Origin of the sequence: Nostoc parmelioides FACHB-3921 (genome assembly GCF_014696625.1) — a bacterium.
In the GTDB taxonomy this organism is placed as follows: domain Bacteria; phylum Cyanobacteriota; class Cyanobacteriia; order Cyanobacteriales; family Nostocaceae; genus Trichormus; species Trichormus parmelioides.
Genome location: NZ_JACJQL010000001.1, coordinates 125,164 through 142,294, shown reverse-complemented (window position 1 = coordinate 142,294; position 17,131 = coordinate 125,164). Strand labels below are relative to the sequence as shown.

Genomic DNA, 17,131 nt, shown 5'->3' with positions numbered 1-17,131 from the left:
AGTTCAACAAACTTACCCAAACCCATGACAGTCGTTTATCCACGGAAATTTCAGAATACTTTGAGTGCGAGGGACATTCTCAAACAGGTAGTAAGCGATCGCGAAATTCACCTGATCACCCTCAACCGCTATCGTTATAGTGAGCAGCGCAGTTGTAAAGACCTGACAGACCTGATTGAAAGGCTCAATGGCAAGCCACCGGAACTAATCAGAGATTTATCTCACCACATCTCAGATGAAGCGCGTCATGCCATGTGGCTAACTGATTTGTTGGTGGATTTAGGTGCGAATGTAGGAACGCCTCCTGGTAATTCCTACATCGATGAATTTGAAAGGTTGTTAGATAGCGAACAGCAAGACCCTACCCAAGCGCTAGAAGAATTCGTAATTTCTACCTTAGCGGCGATTAACGTCACCGAGAAACGTGGTTGTGAGTATTTTTCAGCCCACATATACGCCCTCAAAAAAGCACCCCAAACAGCAGAAAATATCAAAATCCGCGAAACTATTGAAAAAATTCTGCCCGAAGAAGCCGGACACGTTCGCTGGGGTAATCGCTGGTTAGCTCAGATAGCAAATAAAAGCCCAGAACATCGACAAAAAGTTGAACAAGCCAAACGCAAATATGCTGCCATTGAACAAGCAGCCTTTGAATCAGGGATGGATATTACTTTAGGTGCAGAACTGCGGCGAGTTGCGAATCTGATGGAAGTAGCAAATACAATGCCTATGTGGCAACGACCCCAATATCTAATGGAACGTTTACCACAAACTTTGCTAGCACCTCAATTGCAATTTACAAGAATTCAGGCTGCTCAAAGAGCTTGGCAACGCAATCCACAAACATTTATGGAAAAGTTCGTACCAATGTTTATCAATGGTGTGAAGAAGATGGAAAATAAGCCTTAGTTGAGAGGAGCAGATCCCCGAATTTTTCCGAAAGCCGGGGATCTTGTGATTGAAGACTGGTTATCAATTTCAGGACTTACAGAACCGAGACTCTCTGCTTTGGGAGGGTGTAAAGGTATCGGCAATTTATACTTCTATAACCTGGCCAATACTCTTGATTGTTTGTTTTCATGTGTAAGCCCTAAATGTTTTAAATCTGAATTATGAACCTGAATGACACCCTTTTAATAAAAGTAAAGAGTGGTGATGCTGTCGATTCAGGTTAATTCAAGACATTCGTTGAAACAGTTTTGACAATATGTGGATTGCTCAAAAGACTATACAGTAAATCTTTGACAATCTATAGTCCAAAATGGTGTTACTGTGGGTTGTTTATCCCAGGACGAGAAGAGGCTATTAAAAGAGTTGAACGAATTTTATATTTGTCCGTGACAAAAAATATGAACTCATCCCATGATTAGGAAGTATCAAACCCTCACTTCTAAGCAATTAGATGAGCATTGCTATAAGTTTCTATGAGACTTCTACGTCCAGTACCGCGATGTGGTTGGGGTTTTTCTGGTTGATTGCGTTTGGGTTTAGATTTTAGTGAGATCATGTTTTGTGAATTAGAGGAAGAAAAAGCGAAATTGTGACTAGCTATTCCCAGGTAATCAGAAACTAGGGAACCAAGTACTAGACTCGAAATTAAAACTGGAACAGCAGCACGCATCATAAAAGTCTCTTTGTAAATTCTCTTATCTATTGCTACTGAGTTTTATATAACGAGTCCGGAAAAATCTAAAAAAAAGTAGTGCTTTTTACTGAAAACCTATGAAAGTGTGCATCTTGTCAATATGTTCCACCAACAACCAATGACCGGAAGGATTTAGACGACCCCAAATAGTCAGATGTTGCTTATCTGTTAAGGCTTGTAGCTGTTCATTGATGTGCGATCGCAAAGTTACAAGCTGGTAAGTTTGTCCTAGATTAGCAGCCGGAGAAGCGATCGTGAATCTGTAGTCCTGCTGATTTAAAACCTGAAAAATGCCTGTGAAGGAATCAGTTCCCCGTGTAAGTACTGATTTTGCTTCTGAGTGATAGTACTGATACACGGAATCTGGGCAATTGCCGCTATCTAGATAGAGTTGAGGCTCCTTTAGGTAATACATTTGCCATTGCAACCATTCCGGATGACTAGGTAATAAATTAAATAAAGGTATGATGGCAGAGGGAGAGCGATTATCTTGTAACAATGCTTCTTGTAATGCGTTTACAGGTAAATCCCTTGGTTGACAGCCTAGCTCTGCACACATAGCCGCCGCCATCCCCGCCGCTTGACCGATACCCAAAACTACAGGTTGTAATCTAGTCGCCCCATTAGCAATATGGGAAACAGAGATATTCTTTTCACAAACTAATAAACCATCTGTTGTAGCTGGAACCAGACAACGGTAGGGAATCGTAAAAGGTGTTCCCGTCCAACGTCCTCCCCAACGGATGGATTTAGGTTGTAGTGGCAAGTCAAACCCAGGATAGTGATGGTCATTGGCATAATTACCAATAGCGATGGTATCTGGAAACAGAGACGCTACCTGACCACCGGGAACTGGCAAAATATCTTGTTCTCGAACAGTAGTTAGCCCAACCAAGCGCCGACTTTCTCTGTAGTATGGGTGTAATGCAAATGCCGACGAAGCATGAGGAAAAACTTGCTCTGCCAAACCATAACGCAGACCAAGCTGAGTTTGGATAAAATGAGCAAAATTTTGGCTATGCCAACGAGATTCTTGGAAAAAATCACCCTTAGCTGCTGCTGATTCTATTAGCCGTCCTACTCCTTCGCCGTAGTCATTACCACAAATCGGCCAGTTAATCATAAAGAGATTTCCTGGCAAACGTCCATAATTTAAGAATTGCTCTGCACCGTAGTTTTTCCAAGCTCCAGCAAACAGCTCCGCATCATAATTAGGTGCAGGGAGAATTTTTGGCGCGACTGGTTCCCCAAAGTCCTGCATCACTACTACCCAAGTAGGCGATTGCACAGGATATCTTGCTGTTAGATCATTAAAACTACTTGGGGCGCTTGGTTCTTCCCATTCAGATTGCAACTCCCAACCCCAACGGTAAGGGATATCTGCTAAAGCTAGTAAATCTCCCAACTCTGTACCGTCAATAGTAATCTTGGCTTGCACGGTAAAGTCTGTGAACCTGACACCAGTGATGGAATTGTCTTGTTGGCAAACTTCTAAAGGTACTTGTCCAGAAATCCAGTGCAGATTTGTTAGTTCCTGTACCCAGTCAGCAAAAATCTCTGCTCCAAGACGAGGGTCATAACTAAAAAAACTCACCCAACTATTATCTAATCCCCCTGGTTGTCGCTGTTGTAATTCTTGTAAAAAAGCACCCCATAACCCCGTCTGAAACGCCATTAATTCATTACCATCAGGTGCAGATACTCCAGCCGCAGTTAACATTCCTCCTAGCCAAGGAAACTCACTTACCAACATAGTTTTTGCACCTCTACGGGCTGCTTGAATGGCAGCCGCAGTTCCTCCGGTTCCACCACCAACGACTAATACATCAGTTACATAAGTGTGATTAACCATAAATAGAAATTTACGTATTTGTAATCAGGATACATACAAACTTATCCTGTTGTATACGCATTTTATGATGTACTCATATCTGTATTCACTAATGAGTAAATGATTTTGGTGCTGGCGAAATTAGTATTCTGAATATAGGATTTATATATAATTTTTAAAATGTAACTAAAATCGCCCGTTTCCACAAAAATTTCAGGAATAAAGTTTGATTTGACCAACTAAATATTGCATTTGCAATATTTTTTCATGGGTAGAATATATCGGTAAAAATATTTAGTTTTTGAATTACACCTAGAGTATTTGTAGCGGATATGGCACACCATAAAGATATTTAGATGTTTATACGCAGTGCATACTACGCCAACAATAATCAAATCGGATTTCTATATCGCTGATATTATCGATGTTTTGGTTGACATTGCCCACCCTACAAATGTTTAAATGTATTCTCTTTGTACTGTAAGCAAGGTTTTTTAAAACTAAGAGAATAAGATAAGACTAAAGTAATTAAAATTATTTATTATTGGGATTGTTTAATAGTAAAACTAACAATGCTCCCGAAAGAACGCCACCGATCCAGCCAAACATAGAGTTAACTAAAATCCACCAACCAGCTTGTTTAACATATGGCTTGAGGATAAACCATTGAATAATCCCAACTATCGGGCCAATCCACAACAAGGAATATTCAGGATAATCACCACACACGAGAACAGAAATACAAACGCCTAGCGTAGTTCCTAATACCCACTGCTTTTCAGATACAGGAATTAACCGCCGTAAAACTAATACCTGCATGAAGCCGATGGTCAATGCTATTGTGATGGCTACGGCTTGGCTACTGAGAATTGTACCAAGTGGCTCGAAAATTTCATAAGCGATCGCCCCCACAATTCCGCCACCAACTAAACCAACGATATTAACTAGCACCCATTGCAAATAGAAACCTATGCCTACTTTTGACGATTTGGCAGTGGTGGGAGGAGGGGAAGCTATCAACTTTTGTGGGATTTCTTGACGATACTGGGCTGGGACTGCGGGTGGTGGAGAATATAGAGGAAGTTCAGCAACTTGCGGGGTATTGCCATGATTTTTTACAGGTAAAGTCGGCTTAGATCCAGGTGATGGAGATGTTTGCGTTGGTGCATAAGCATTTCCCAAGTTCTGCACCGCCGCTAAAGCCTCGACTGCTGACTGATAGCGTTGGCGAAAGTCGTAACGTACCATCCGATCTAATACATCTGCTAAACTTGGGCTTACCTGGACTAATTCACGCCAAATAATTTCTGCCGTCTGGATATCTTCTTGCAACTGATGGGGCATCAATCCTGTCAAAGCTTGAATACCAATCATGCCCACAGCATAGACATCACTGCTTAATCGAGGGCTACCACGACTTTGTTCACTAGGCATATAGCCCGCAGTACCAATACTCACGGTCATTTTAGTTACACCTTCACCATTCACCACCTGAGTACCGATCTGTTTTACTGCTCCAAAGTCAATTAGCACAACTTTGCCATCACTTTTACGGCGAATCAGATTAGGTGGTTTGATATCCCTGTGAATGACGTTGTTTTGATGAACAAAAGCTAAGGGTTGCAGGATATTTTTTAACAGAGCGATAGTATAAGGCTCACTTAATCGCTTCCCTGGAGTCAGTTCATCACTAAGAGGATGTCCATCGATGAACTGTTGAACCAGAAAAAACTCTTGATATTCTTCAAAGTGTGCCAGTAGTTGGGGAATTTGGTCGTGGGTTCCTAATTTATGTAATAACTCTGCTTCCGATGCAAATAAGCGCCTAGCGACTTGTAAAGTCATAGGATCATTAGCCATCGGTTGGAGTTGCTTGACGACACAGAGATTATTGTAAAGTTTAATGTCTTCAGCAATGTAAGTTTTACCGAAACCACCAGCACCTAAAACTTGAGTAATTTTATAGCGTCCGTCTAATAACTGACCCAACATACAGGCGATTACCTCCGGTAGTGCGTAGCCCATCGTACAGAAGATTGTCTGTATTTTAACCTCACTATTACATATGCCAAGCAGCGAATTTCTTCCACAAATATATCTAGTAATTATTTATGTTTTGGATATTGCGTTTATGTAACTGAGATATATCATATATATATCTGTAGATACCTGATTTTGAGAGTTCACCACCATGACCATCGTACCCAGGCATAACCAGCCTTTAGAGTCAGTGATGGCTCAAGAACAAGAAGCTTCAGACATTAAAGAAATAGAGCGTCTACTTAACATCAAAGAATTTAAACCAAAGTTAATAGGAGGCAACCAAGAAGCAATTACTATTCCTGACTCGGTTTATCAGGTGTTGCGTCAAGTTGTTCAGGCAATGGCTTTAGGTAAAGCTGTATCCATAATTACTCAAAACAAAGAACTAACGACTCAACAAGCAGCAGATTTGCTCAATGTATCGCGCCCCTATCTCATTAAATTATTAGAGCAAGGCGAAATTCCTTACATGATGGTGGGAACACATCGGCGTGTAAAGTTTGAGGATTTGATGAAATACAAACAGAAGCGAGATACTGAGCGTAGAAAATCACTCGATGAATTAATCGCCGAAAGTCAAGAACTAGGCTTTTATGAGTAGGGGTTCTGTAATTACAGGTTCATTGGATAGATTTGATTTGACCCCCATAGTATCAATAAATGTTAAGTGCTGTACTAGATTCCTGCGTACTTTTCCCCATGTATTTACGGGATACCCTACTCTGTGCATCTGAAGCTAGTTTTTACTTACCCTTTTGGTCGCAAGCAATTCTTGATGGTACAACTCGTAATCTTGTTTCCACAGGGAGAATGTCACTGGAAAGCTCAAAAAGACTTGAGGCAAGAATGAAAGCAGCTTTTCCAGATGCAATGGTTGTTGTACCTGATGAATTAACTCAAGTGATGACCAATCATCCTGGCGATCGCCATGTACTTGCGACTGCTGTATTAGCTAGGGCTGATATAATTGTCACCTCCAATCTTAAGCATTTTCAACAGCAGAATCTAGCTCCTTGGAATATAGAAGCACAGTCTCCAGATGAATTTTTGACTAATTTGTACAACATCGACCCGGAAAAAATGGTGAAAGTATTGCAAAGACAATCACAAAGCCTCAGAAAGCCACCAATGAGTTTTACAGAACTACTGGACTTACTAGGTAGAGAAGTGCCAGATTTTGTGCGTAATGTTTTGTCTGATAAATCTGAAACCTTATAGCTGAACGTGGACGACTAATGTTAAATCTAGTAACGTTGAGTAGTGGAAAACCAACGTGAAAGCACAGGTATTTCGAGGTGTAAATCAACTCTCTTACGAAGAGATCCCCCTACCGACACTGGAACCAGATGAAGTGCTGGTACAGGTGCAAGTCGTCGGTTTGTGTCAGTCAGATATTAAAAAAATTCGTTATCCACTTTATGAACCACCACGCATCTTTGGTCATGAAACAGCCGGGAATATAGCCGCAGTGGGTTCGCAAGTAAAAGGTTGGCAAGTAGGACAACGGGTGGCGGTGATGCACCACATTCCTTGTATGCGTTGTGCCTATTGTATGAATGATAATTTTTCCATGTGTGATGTTTATAAAAACATCTCCACCACCGCCGGATTTAATGCCAGTGGCGGTGGCTTTGCAGAGTATGTGAAGGTTCCTGGTCATATTGTAGAGAATGGCGGCTTAATCCCCATTCCTGACGGGATCAGTTTTGAAGAAGCGAGTTTTGTTGAACCTACAAACTGTTGCTTAAAAGCAGTTAAAAAAGCCCAGATTGCCCCAGGACAGACTGTTCTAGTAACTGGTGCAGGGCCGATTGGCTTGATGTTTGTTATGTTGGTGAAATATTTCGGAGCAAAAGCGATCGCCACCGATTTGCTACCATCAAGAATAGAAAAAGCCCTCAATGTCGGTGCAGAAGCCGCATTTGATGCCCGTGATCCCGATTTACCAGCCAAAATTCACGCCCTCACCAATGGATTAGGTGTTGATGTCACCTTACTGGCTGTCCCCAGTGAAAAAGCTTTCTTTCAAGCCCTAGAATGTACGAGAAAAGGCGGCAAAATTTTATTTTTTGCTGAATTTCCCGACGAATTAGAAATTCCCATTAACCCAAATATTCTCTACCGTCGAGAAATCGACCTGATGGGCAGCTACAGTTCATCTTATCGCTTACAAAATCTCTCAGCTGATATCGTCTTTAATCGTCGGATCGATGTGCAAGCATTAATTAGCGATCGCTATCCCCTAAAAGATTTATCAGCAGCAGTAGATCAAGCGATCGCCCCCACACCAGAAACTTACAAAATTCTGATTTATCCGAAAATTGGGGATTAAGGACTGGGGACTGGGGATTGGGGATTTTTCCCTCTGTCCCATGTCTGTGTTGTTCTATCTTTTGCCCCTTCGTCAATATGGAAATACCAATCACATTACTTTTAGTTGCTCTACTAGCCTTTTATGTAGCCTGGAATCTGGGAGCTAACGATGTCGCTAATGCGATGGGAACTTCTGTTGGTTCCAAAGCTATTAGTCTGAAGCAGGCGATCATCATAGCCGGGGTGTTGGAGTTCACTGGCGCTGTCTTGTTTGGACATGGTGTAACAGAAACCCTAGCAACGAAGGTTGCAAACCCTAACTTATTTGCAGCAACACCTCAAGTTTTAGTTACTGGCATGATGACAGTATTAATTTCTTGTGGTTTATGGTTGCAAATTGCCACCTCCCGTGGTTTACCTGTATCTTCTTCTCATGCAGTTGTAGGTGCGATCGCTGGCTTTAGTTGGGTGGCTTTGGGAGTAAATGCCATTGATTGGTCATCCATTGGACTAATTACTATCGGTTGGATTTTCACCCCAGTGATTAGTGGAGCGATCGCCGCTTTATTCTATAGTCAAATTAAACACTGGATTTTAGAACAACCAAACCAAGTATCCCAACTCAAAGAGTGGATTCCCTGGTTAAGTGCAGTTCTTCTAGGAGTATTTGGCGTAATTGTCCTCCCTTCCCTAACTCAACCCCTAACCAATTTCCTCATCAACCAATTCGGTGTCAACATCCCCCACCACGATATCCCCCTCATCACAGGTGCATTTGCCGCAGTAGCATTGACACTAATCAGTTGGCGACAGCTAGAGGAGGCAGGGGAAAAAATCCCCAGCCAACCGTCAACCGTCAACCGTCAACCGTCAACCGTCAACAATCCCATCGAAAGCATATTTGCCCGCTTCCAAGTCCTGAGTGCTTGCTTTGTAGCGTTTGCACATGGTTCTAATGATGTGGGTAATGCGATCGCTCCTTTGGCAGCGATCGTTTATATCAATCAAACTGGTCAAGTCCCTAGTGATGGGATCACTGTTCCCTTGTGGATTTTAGTTCTGGGTGGCGTAGGGATTGTTGGTGGTTTAGCTGTTTGGGGTGAAAAAGTTATTGCCACAATCGGCGAAAACATTATTGCTTTACAACCCAGTAGTGGATTTTGTGCCGAAATCGCAACCGCCACCACTATCTTACTTGCATCTCGCATGGGTTTACCAGTCTCCACGTCTCACGCCCTTGTGGGTGGTGTAGTGGGTATAGGACTAGTGCAGAGCCTCGATTCAGTTAAATTTCAGACTCTCCAGGGTATTGCCACCGCCTGGCTAGTAACAGTGCCTGTCAGTGCAGTCCTCAGCGCTGCTATCTTTAGCATTGCTCGGATTTTCTTTGTTTAATTGAAAATATTCTGAAATATGACTTAAATATAGGAATCCGATTTGATTATTGAAAATATCTAAGTATCTGTAGGGTGGGCATCGCCCACAAAAACCATATCGAATATCTGCTAGAAGTATTTTGGCAAAATGGCAGGTAATTTATTAAAATGTTGTCTAGGGAATAACTTTAATTTTGGCAAAACGCGCAGCATCAGCCCCATATTGAATTTATAAACGGTTATTACATCTACATTCTGCATAAATCTACATATAAATATTACAACTGCACCCGCTTTTTTGTTGCCAAGTATCCAATTGCAGAACTTGATAAATTACTGTTGCCACAAAAATAACAAGTATTTATATTTAGTGAGTTGTTTTCTTAAGATAAAATCTCACTCGGATACAAAGACTGAAATCGGGCTGATGCAATGCAGCCCATGAGATTGAAGGAAACGTGTTTTAGTAAGCTGTGAGTCACATTATATGCTTTGCCAACCTTGGGTTGGTCATGACAAAATGACGTTGTTATCCGTAAGTCCTGTTAAGATTCTTGAGTTTATCTGAAAAAATACAGGAAATTAGAGTGAGCGCCACGCAAATTTACAGGCAGCAGCTGTATCGTCAAGGTGTATAGAGGTTAGAAGCTAATGGGGCGATTTGAGAAGCGACCAGACAACGACCCGCGAGTCCGAGGTGAGTTATCCAGGGCAGCAGAAACAGCTCTATGGGCTGTTGTGGAAGATTTAGAAAGTCTACAGCAGAATGTCCTCAGATCATTTCAGGAAGAAATCAAAAAACTACAGACAGAAAAAGACCGTTTAACAGATGAAGTTCAGCAGCTAATTGAAGAAAAAGAACATTTACAAGAGGTACGGCGGATTACAGAGCAGCAAGTATTAATCCGTCAATTGTCAGAAGCTTTAGCCAAGCACATCTGTTCTCAACTGCAATCATCACTAGCAAAAATAGCCAACCAAACAGAGAGCCAAATAGCTGCTCTCAAGTCAGCCCAAAGCATCGGCCCTGCTATTGAGAACAACGAGCAGGTAGAAAAAATGTTGGGTAGTCTAGACGATAACCTGACGATCGCCTTTAATTCTCTCCAGCAAGAACTCAAAAACTACCAAAGTAATCTCTCCCAGCAGTTGTCTCGAATGTATAACCAACAGCAGCAAGGAGAAACAATTGTCGAAGAGTTAATTGATCGTCTACGTGGAGAACTGACAAGAGCGATCCAAGAAACATCAACAGCAACGCCCCAACTATCCCCGCCAACGGTGTTGCAGCCTCCAGAACTACAATCCCCAAGCTCTCCGGTGGTAGTGAATTTATCACCACCTACGGTATTGCAATTTCCTGATCAACCATCACCCAATCCTTTACAAGCATCTACACCAGTAGAGGAAACTAGCACTACCAAGCCATCGGTTAGTATTACTCCTCCTGAGAAATCAATACCAGTACCAATAGTTCCACCACCCCAGGAAACACGCCCAGAGCCACAGTCTGTGATCCCCAAGGTGTCACCAGACAGCGAGACGAAATTACAATCAGTTCAGGAAAAAGCTGCTGAACCCAGTTCTGTAATTAACAGAGAATTATCTGCGGGTGCGGCTAAATCTCCACCAACTCCAGAAAAACCTCCTGAGCCGATTTCTACAAGTAAAACAAAGTTCTCACCCTCCTCAGAAAAACCCCCTGAGCCAATTTCTACGAGTAAAACGAAGTTCTCACCCTCTTCCGAAAAACCTCCTGAGCCAATTTCTACGAGTAAAACCAAGTTCTCACCCTCTTCCGAAAAACCTCCTGAGCCAGTTTCTGTACTCAGTCGAGATTCATCGGCAAGTAAAGCTTCAACTCCTCCACCTGCATCGGTAGTCAGACGGGGATCAACACCTTCCTCATCAAGATCACGTAAATCATCAAATCTGTCCCCAGTCCAAGTGGGTTTTTTGTTGGTGGTGTTGTCCACGGTGATGACAGCGTTATACAACGTAGTCCTGAAGGGGATGTTCTATAAAACTTCTCAACTCTCCGCAATGCTGGAAGTGGCGGGATTAATCTCGCCGACCTTGGGAAATATTATGTTAATTCTGACTTTGCGGTTGATGGTAGTTGTACCACTAATGATCCTTTTAGCACCCATGATGTATCCGCAAGTGTGGCAGGATCTGCAAAACCTGAAGCAATCATTAGGCAATAATCAGCCTGGAAGTCGTTCTCAGCCCCAGAGAGTTGTCCAGTTAATGTTTGCTAGTGGCTGCTTTTTGTTTTTATCGCAAGTTTTGATTTATCTGGCCATTGGTCAAGTCTCCACCGGAGTGGCGATCGCCCTTTTCTTCGTTTATCCACTGATTAATGGGGTATTATCCTGGCTTCTGTTCCGCGATCGCCCTGGTGTATTTCGCGCTAGTGCGATCGGCTCTATTTTCTGTGGCGAGGTGTTAGTTTTTGCGGGAGCAACCAGCACTGGTATAGGAACTAGTCCCCTTGGTAGCATCACCGCAATTCTCGCTGGTACAGCCTTTGCTTGTTACCTCATACTGACCCGTGTATGTGCCGCTAAAGTCCATCCAGTATCTTTGTCTTTGATTAACTTCATTACTATGTTGGGTTTGAGTTTTATCTTCTTGATGATACCGTTACCAGAAAATTGGAGCTTAGTTGTTGACCCTTCTAAGTTACTTGAAATTGTGTTAAGTGCTTTTATTTTGGGTGCTTTAACTCTATTGAGCTATGTATTCAGCCATATTGGGATCAATAAATTAGGTGGGTTGCGGTCAGCTATTATTAGCGCCAGCGTACCTATTTTGACCGTAATTTTTGCTGGTTTGATACTTCAAGAAACTTTAAATATTGCCCAGATATTCGGAGTTTTATTCGTCACTTTTGGGGCAATTGCTTTTGGTGTAGGTAAAATACAAAATCCCAACAAACCTGCCAATGTGGAGGGGTAAACCCTGATTATAAGGGACTTATAAATAAAACAAATGTTTGGTCACTGAGGTGGCAGGAAGAGAATAATTAACGACTCTGGACTTCTGACTCAGTAGTCAAAACTCCTTAATGTCAGCAAACCTTGATTTTTCTATGGAAAAACCATTGGTTATTCATCAAGCCTGGAAATTTTTAGCAAAAGAAAAGTTAAGAGTAGATTAATTCATGCAATTTTAATAATATGACAGATAAATATAGAATATTATGTTGTGAGGAAATAAAAGGTATTGCTAATTTGGAATTACCTGTGTTGTTTAACGGTCTATAATTTTCCCTCCAGCCAACGACCTACACTGCCACAAGAGCAAAGAAACTTGTCAGCAGCTCGGCAGATAAGAACGCTCTATTGATTCAATGGGCGTTAGTGAGTTTGGTGCAGTGGGCAGGTGACTTTTTCAAAAGATCACTCCCTGTTATTTCCGGCAATAATCGGTCAGCATCTGGGTGAAATTATCCAGGAATATAGTGGTCACCTCAAGGAGAGATTGTGCGACTAAGGTCTCCCATAATTGGCCGTTGTGTTGCTATCTCCCAGATCCGGGTGCAGCCAAAAAGTGTTAAAAATAGCAAACTTATTGACGCTATTAAAGAGCAGATAAGTTCCGGATAATAGGGAAAGTCCTTGTAGGTTACTTATTAGAACCATAAAGTTCGCCAGTAATTGACAAATGTTATAAATGAGGAAATTCTGGCAGTTATTTTGTGATTTTTCGGTAAGATACAAGCACGTCTAGTAACAACACTGTTGCTAGTTATATGCCATAAATTACGGAGGAATGAGCATCTTGACCATTAATCGACTTTTATTTAAAACATCATAAACATTTTGGTGTCACAATCTCACCCCCCTATGGGTGTATACCAACTACTTTTTTAGACTAATAAGCGTGCTATTCAACTATTTGTAATATGAGTAACGACATCGATCTGATCAAGCGTCTTGGCCCCAGTGCAATGGATCAGATCATGCTATATCTGGCTTTTAGCGCCATGAGGACGAGCGGGCATAGGCATGGAGCATTCTTAGATGCAGCAGCAACGGCGGCTAAGTGTGCCATTTACATGACTTATCTAGAGCAAGGACAAAACCTCCGGATGACCGGACATTTGCACCACCTAGAGCCAAAACGGGTCAAAATCATCGTAGAGGAAGTCAGACAAGCCCTGATGGAGGGCAAACTGCTCAAGACCTTAGGTTCCCAAGAACCTCGGTATTTGATTCAGTTCCCCTACGTCTGGATGGAACAGTACCCTTGGATACCAGGGCGATCGCGCATTCCCGGTACAAGTCTCACAAGTGAAGAAAAAAGACAAATTGAGCATAAGTTACCTAGCAATCTTCCCGACGCTCAGTTAGTTACTTCCTTTGAGTTTTTGGAGTTGATCGAGTTCCTCCACAAGCGATCGCAAGAAGATTTGCCCCCAGAACACCGCATGGAGTTAAGCGAAGCCCTAGCAGAGCATATCAAGCGTCGTCTCCTCTACTCTGGCACGGTGACAAGAATTGATTCTCCTTGGGGAATGCCCTTCTATGCCCTGACTCGCCCCTTCTATGCCCCAGCAGACGACCAAGAGCGTACTTATATCATGGTGGAAGATACCGCTCGGTATTTCCGCATGATGAAAGACTGGGCAGAAAAGCGACCAAACGCTATGCGAGCCTTAGAAGAACTAGATGTGCCACCAGAGCGTTGGGATGAAGCCATGCAGGAATTGGATGAAATTATCCGTACCTGGGCTGATAAATATCACCAAGTAGGTGGTATCCCTATGATTCTACAAATGGTGTTTGGTAGAAAAGAAGATTAAGCACCCAGAGTGAATAAAAGTACTAGTCATGTTTCAGTAAGAAACTTCTGCTAGTGATGACAAATGACTCGGCAAACTAAATTAAATACTTGGCATGGCAGATGACACAGCAGCGATGGGCAGTTTTAACTGTTGAAAATTCAGGATTTACTCCCTGATGTAGCAAGAATTCAGCCAACGCGACAAGAGTCGTTACGGGGAAGTTAAAAGCAGCCTATCGCGTGCGGATGTCCTGTTTGTCACAATTTTAGGTTGATTGATATAGCCGTCGCCAGATAGATTAGGACATCAATTTAAGATAAAACCCTTATAAAACGAGGCTTTCAAGCCTGTCAATAGCTATAACTATTACTTAGGCTAGATTAGAGAAAATTACTAATTCTTTCAACAGCAATTTTTAAGATAGATGGTTCATGGACGAGGGCAAAGCGCACATATCCTTCACCAGATTTGCCAAAGCCAGCACCAGGAGAAGCCGCTACACCAGTTTGTTTGACTAACTGTGTACAAAATTCTATGGAATTTTGACCCCAAGAGGATGGTAATTTTGCCCAGATATACATAGTGGCTTTGGGAGTGGGAACATACCAACCAATGTGGTGTAGAGCATGAATAAAGGCATCACGACGTTGGCGAAAGGTTGACACAGCAACTTCTACGCCTGCTTGCGGGCCAGTCAGAGCGGCGATCGCTCCGTTTAAAATTCCCCGATATTGATTAAAATCAACTGCTGCTTTGATTTGGCGTAAAGCCTGAATCATCTGGGCATTACCAATGGCATAACCAATGCGAAAGCCACCCATATTGTAGGACTTAGAAAGAGTGAAAAATTCAATAGAAACACTTTTATCTGGGTCAGCTTGGAGAATTGAAGGGACTAGGGATCGGTGATTAGGGATTGGGGATTGGGGAAGATTTATATCCAAGTTCCCAGCATCCTCAAACACCATATCCACATAAGGAAAATCATGCACCAATGCAATGTTATGTTCCTGACAAAAAGCCACAGCTTCCTTAAAAAAAGATAAAGGTGCGATCGCTGCTGTGGGATTGTGAGGATAGCTTAACACCATCATTCGTGAGCGATCCAAGACATCCGTCGGGATATCAGCAAACACAGGTAAAAAATCATTTTCTGCCTTTAATGGCATTGGGTAAATTTGCCCACTAGCTAAGTAAACTCCCCCAGCATGGGAAGGGTAGCCGGGATCCAGTAGTAAAGCAAAATCTCCAGGATTTAGCAATGCCAGAGGTAAATGAGCAGTACCTTCCTGAGAACCAATTAAAGGCAGCACTTCTGTTTCGGGATCGACTTTGACTCCAAATTTTTGTTCATACCAGTTAGCTGCGGCTTGGCGAAAATCTCTTGTGCCATTAAAAAGTAAATAGCCGTGGGTACTGGGATCATATAAAGATTTAGCGATCGCTTCAATCACATGAGCCTCAGCTGGCAAATCAGAAGATCCCAGAGACAAATCAATTAATTCTTTCCCTGCTGCTAAAGCCAAGGCCTTAGCCTTATCCATATCAGCAAAGACATTAGATTGCAGAGGTTGTAAACGCTGTGAGAATTGCATATTAGTCATTGGTCATTAGTCAGTAGTCAATAGTCAATAGTCGATGGTCGTTACTTATGGACTATGGACTATGGACTATGGACTAATTATTATTTAAATGCGTATCTAGGAAACTGAGTAATTTATTTTTACTAATCGCTCCTTCGATAGAGTCTATTAGTTCTTCTCCTTTTACTAATCTGAGGGCTGGTACGCCTTCTACCTTGTATTTTTTGACAGTTGTGGGATTGGGATCAATTTCTAGTTTGACAACTTTCAAGCGATCGCTGTAGGTATTAGCCGCTAAATTAATCAGTGGTGACATCAACTGGCACGGGCCACACCAAGAAGCCCAGAAATAAACTAATACAGGCTGCTCGGCTTTCAACACTTCGCTTTCAAACTCAGCATCAGTTATGGTGATTACACCCTTATTCATTGCAGTCTCCATTAGTTGGCATCGATACAAAGTTGGCACACAAATTACTGTATCTCAAACTGGGAGTTAGTTGTCAGTTGTAATTTGATAGAGACGCGATTAATCGCGTCTGTACAATTGTTATAAACGCGATTAATCGCGTCTGTACAATTGTCTGATAATGATTAAAAATCCCACAACCGAGAGGCGTGGGACTAACTAAAATTTGTTGGGCTGCAAATCTTACAACTTGTCCAATTCCTTGCGTAGAGCTTCCAAGTCGGAATCAACAACCTCTTTAGATTTAGGTGCAGTGGATTGTTGTTCTTGTTGTTGTGGGGGTAGTAGGTTTTGTTCTGGTGCAGGGGCTAAGGAGGCTTTCAGGGCTGCCAATTCATCATCAACATCGCTGCTAGATTCTAAACGGGCAAATTGGGTTTCTAAATCTGCTCCGGCTAACTCTGCTGCTGATTGGGCGCGGGCTTCCTGCATCAAGACTTTTTCTTCCATGCGCTCAAAGGCAGCCATAGCACTGCTGCTATTCATACCACGTACCATCCCTTCCAGTTGCTCTTGGGCTTTGGCGGTGGTAATCCGCGCTTTGAGCATTTCTTTCTTGGTTTTGGCTTCAGAAATCTTGCTTTCTAGCTGGATTAAGTTGCGCTTGAGGGTTTCAACTTGAGTACTTTGTTGATCTAGGCTGGTTTTTAAGGCTGTGCTGGTTTCGGTATAAGTCTTTTTCCGCTCTAGGGCTTGTCTGGCTAGGTTCTCGTCACCTTTTTGCAATGCTAATTGGGCATTACGTTGCCACTTACTAATTTCATTTTGGGCATCAGTATATTGTTTGTCTGTACGTTTTTGGGCGGCGATCGCTTGAGCCACCCCTTGACGTAACTGCACCAAGTCTTCCTGCATTTCCAGGATGGCTTGCTCCAGCATTTTTTCTGGATCTTCGGCCTTATTGACTAAATCATTGAGGTTAGCACTGACTACTCGCTTAATACGGTCAAATAATCCCATAACTTTGTTTTTCCTTTTGGAGTTTACGCGCTTGGTTGATTAGTTCGCTTTTTTACTATTTAATAGCTTCCACTTTCAATGTAATCTTTCCGGTTGGCTTCAGTCAGTCCCGACACCCG

General features: G+C 42.4%; 13 protein-coding genes. 7 read left to right on the top strand and 6 right to left on the bottom strand.

Annotation, left to right across the window (positions count from 1 at the left end; all coding sequences use genetic code 11):
- Positions 1-24: 24 nt before the first annotated feature.
- Positions 25-909: a ferritin-like domain-containing protein gene (locus H6G14_RS00555; RefSeq protein WP_190565213.1), complete on the top strand. Its 885-nt coding sequence runs from the start codon at positions 25-27 to the stop codon at positions 907-909.
- 481 nt (positions 910-1,390) lie between these two features.
- Here the strand turns inward: H6G14_RS00555 and patX are convergent, their stop codons facing one another.
- From patX to H6G14_RS00540, 3 genes are all read right to left on the bottom strand, one after another.
- The gene (gene patX / locus H6G14_RS00550; RefSeq protein WP_190565212.1) at positions 1,391-1,624 is read right to left on the bottom strand and encodes a heterocyst-inhibiting protein PatX; all 234 of its coding nucleotides are present in this window, start codon (positions 1,622-1,624) and stop codon (positions 1,391-1,393) included.
- 85 nt (positions 1,625-1,709) lie between these two features.
- Positions 1,710-3,497, bottom strand: coding sequence for an FAD-dependent oxidoreductase (locus H6G14_RS00545; RefSeq protein ID WP_190565211.1), 1,788 nt, complete (start codon positions 3,495-3,497; stop codon positions 1,710-1,712).
- A 513-nt stretch (positions 3,498-4,010) separates the two neighbouring features.
- Entirely contained in the window at positions 4,011-5,468 is a 1,458-nt protein-coding gene (locus H6G14_RS00540; RefSeq protein ID WP_190565446.1) for a serine/threonine-protein kinase, read from the bottom strand.
- Between the two features lie 199 nt (positions 5,469-5,667).
- Between H6G14_RS00540 and H6G14_RS00535 the strand changes: the two genes are divergently transcribed.
- The 6 genes from H6G14_RS00535 (at position 5,668) to hetR (ending at position 14,018) form a co-directional block, all read left to right on the top strand.
- Entirely contained in the window at positions 5,668-6,120 is a 453-nt protein-coding gene (locus tag H6G14_RS00535) for a helix-turn-helix domain-containing protein (protein ID WP_190565210.1), read from the top strand.
- Between the two features lie 59 nt (positions 6,121-6,179).
- Positions 6,180-6,737: a PIN domain-containing protein gene (locus tag H6G14_RS00530; protein WP_190565209.1), complete on the top strand. Its 558-nt coding sequence runs from the start codon at positions 6,180-6,182 to the stop codon at positions 6,735-6,737.
- Between the two features lie 55 nt (positions 6,738-6,792).
- Positions 6,793-7,851 carry an alcohol dehydrogenase catalytic domain-containing protein gene (locus H6G14_RS00525; protein WP_190565208.1) on the top strand — a complete coding sequence of 353 codons (1,059 nt, stop codon included), beginning with the start codon at positions 6,793-6,795 and terminating at the stop codon, positions 7,849-7,851.
- Between the two features lie 77 nt (positions 7,852-7,928).
- The gene (locus H6G14_RS00520) at positions 7,929-9,227 is read left to right on the top strand and encodes an inorganic phosphate transporter (protein ID WP_199325993.1); all 1,299 of its coding nucleotides are present in this window, start codon (positions 7,929-7,931) and stop codon (positions 9,225-9,227) included.
- Between the two features lie 632 nt (positions 9,228-9,859).
- Positions 9,860-12,169 (top strand): septal junction formation protein SepJ, encoded by a 2,310-nt coding sequence (gene sepJ / locus H6G14_RS00515; protein WP_190565207.1) that lies wholly within the window; start codon positions 9,860-9,862, stop codon positions 12,167-12,169.
- Positions 12,170-13,118: 949 nt separating this feature from the next.
- Positions 13,119-14,018: a heterocyst differentiation master regulator HetR gene (hetR, locus tag H6G14_RS00510; protein ID WP_010996495.1), complete on the top strand. Its 900-nt coding sequence runs from the start codon at positions 13,119-13,121 to the stop codon at positions 14,016-14,018.
- 362 nt (positions 14,019-14,380) lie between these two features.
- On the opposite strand, the gene H6G14_RS00505 is transcribed toward hetR, so the two are convergent.
- The 3 genes from H6G14_RS00505 to H6G14_RS00495 all read right to left on the bottom strand — a co-directional run bounded on the left by H6G14_RS00505 (position 14,381) and on the right by H6G14_RS00495 (position 17,012).
- Positions 14,381-15,604, bottom strand: a complete 1,224-nt coding sequence (locus tag H6G14_RS00505) for an LL-diaminopimelate aminotransferase (protein ID WP_190565206.1) — start codon at positions 15,602-15,604, stop codon at positions 14,381-14,383.
- 73 nt (positions 15,605-15,677) lie between these two features.
- Positions 15,678-16,013 carry a thioredoxin family protein gene (locus tag H6G14_RS00500; protein ID WP_190565205.1) on the bottom strand — a complete coding sequence of 112 codons (336 nt, stop codon included), beginning with the start codon at positions 16,011-16,013 and terminating at the stop codon, positions 15,678-15,680.
- A 222-nt stretch (positions 16,014-16,235) separates the two neighbouring features.
- Entirely contained in the window at positions 16,236-17,012 is a 777-nt protein-coding gene (locus H6G14_RS00495) for a PspA/IM30 family protein (RefSeq protein ID WP_190565204.1), read from the bottom strand.
- Positions 17,013-17,131: the final 119 nt, after the last annotated feature.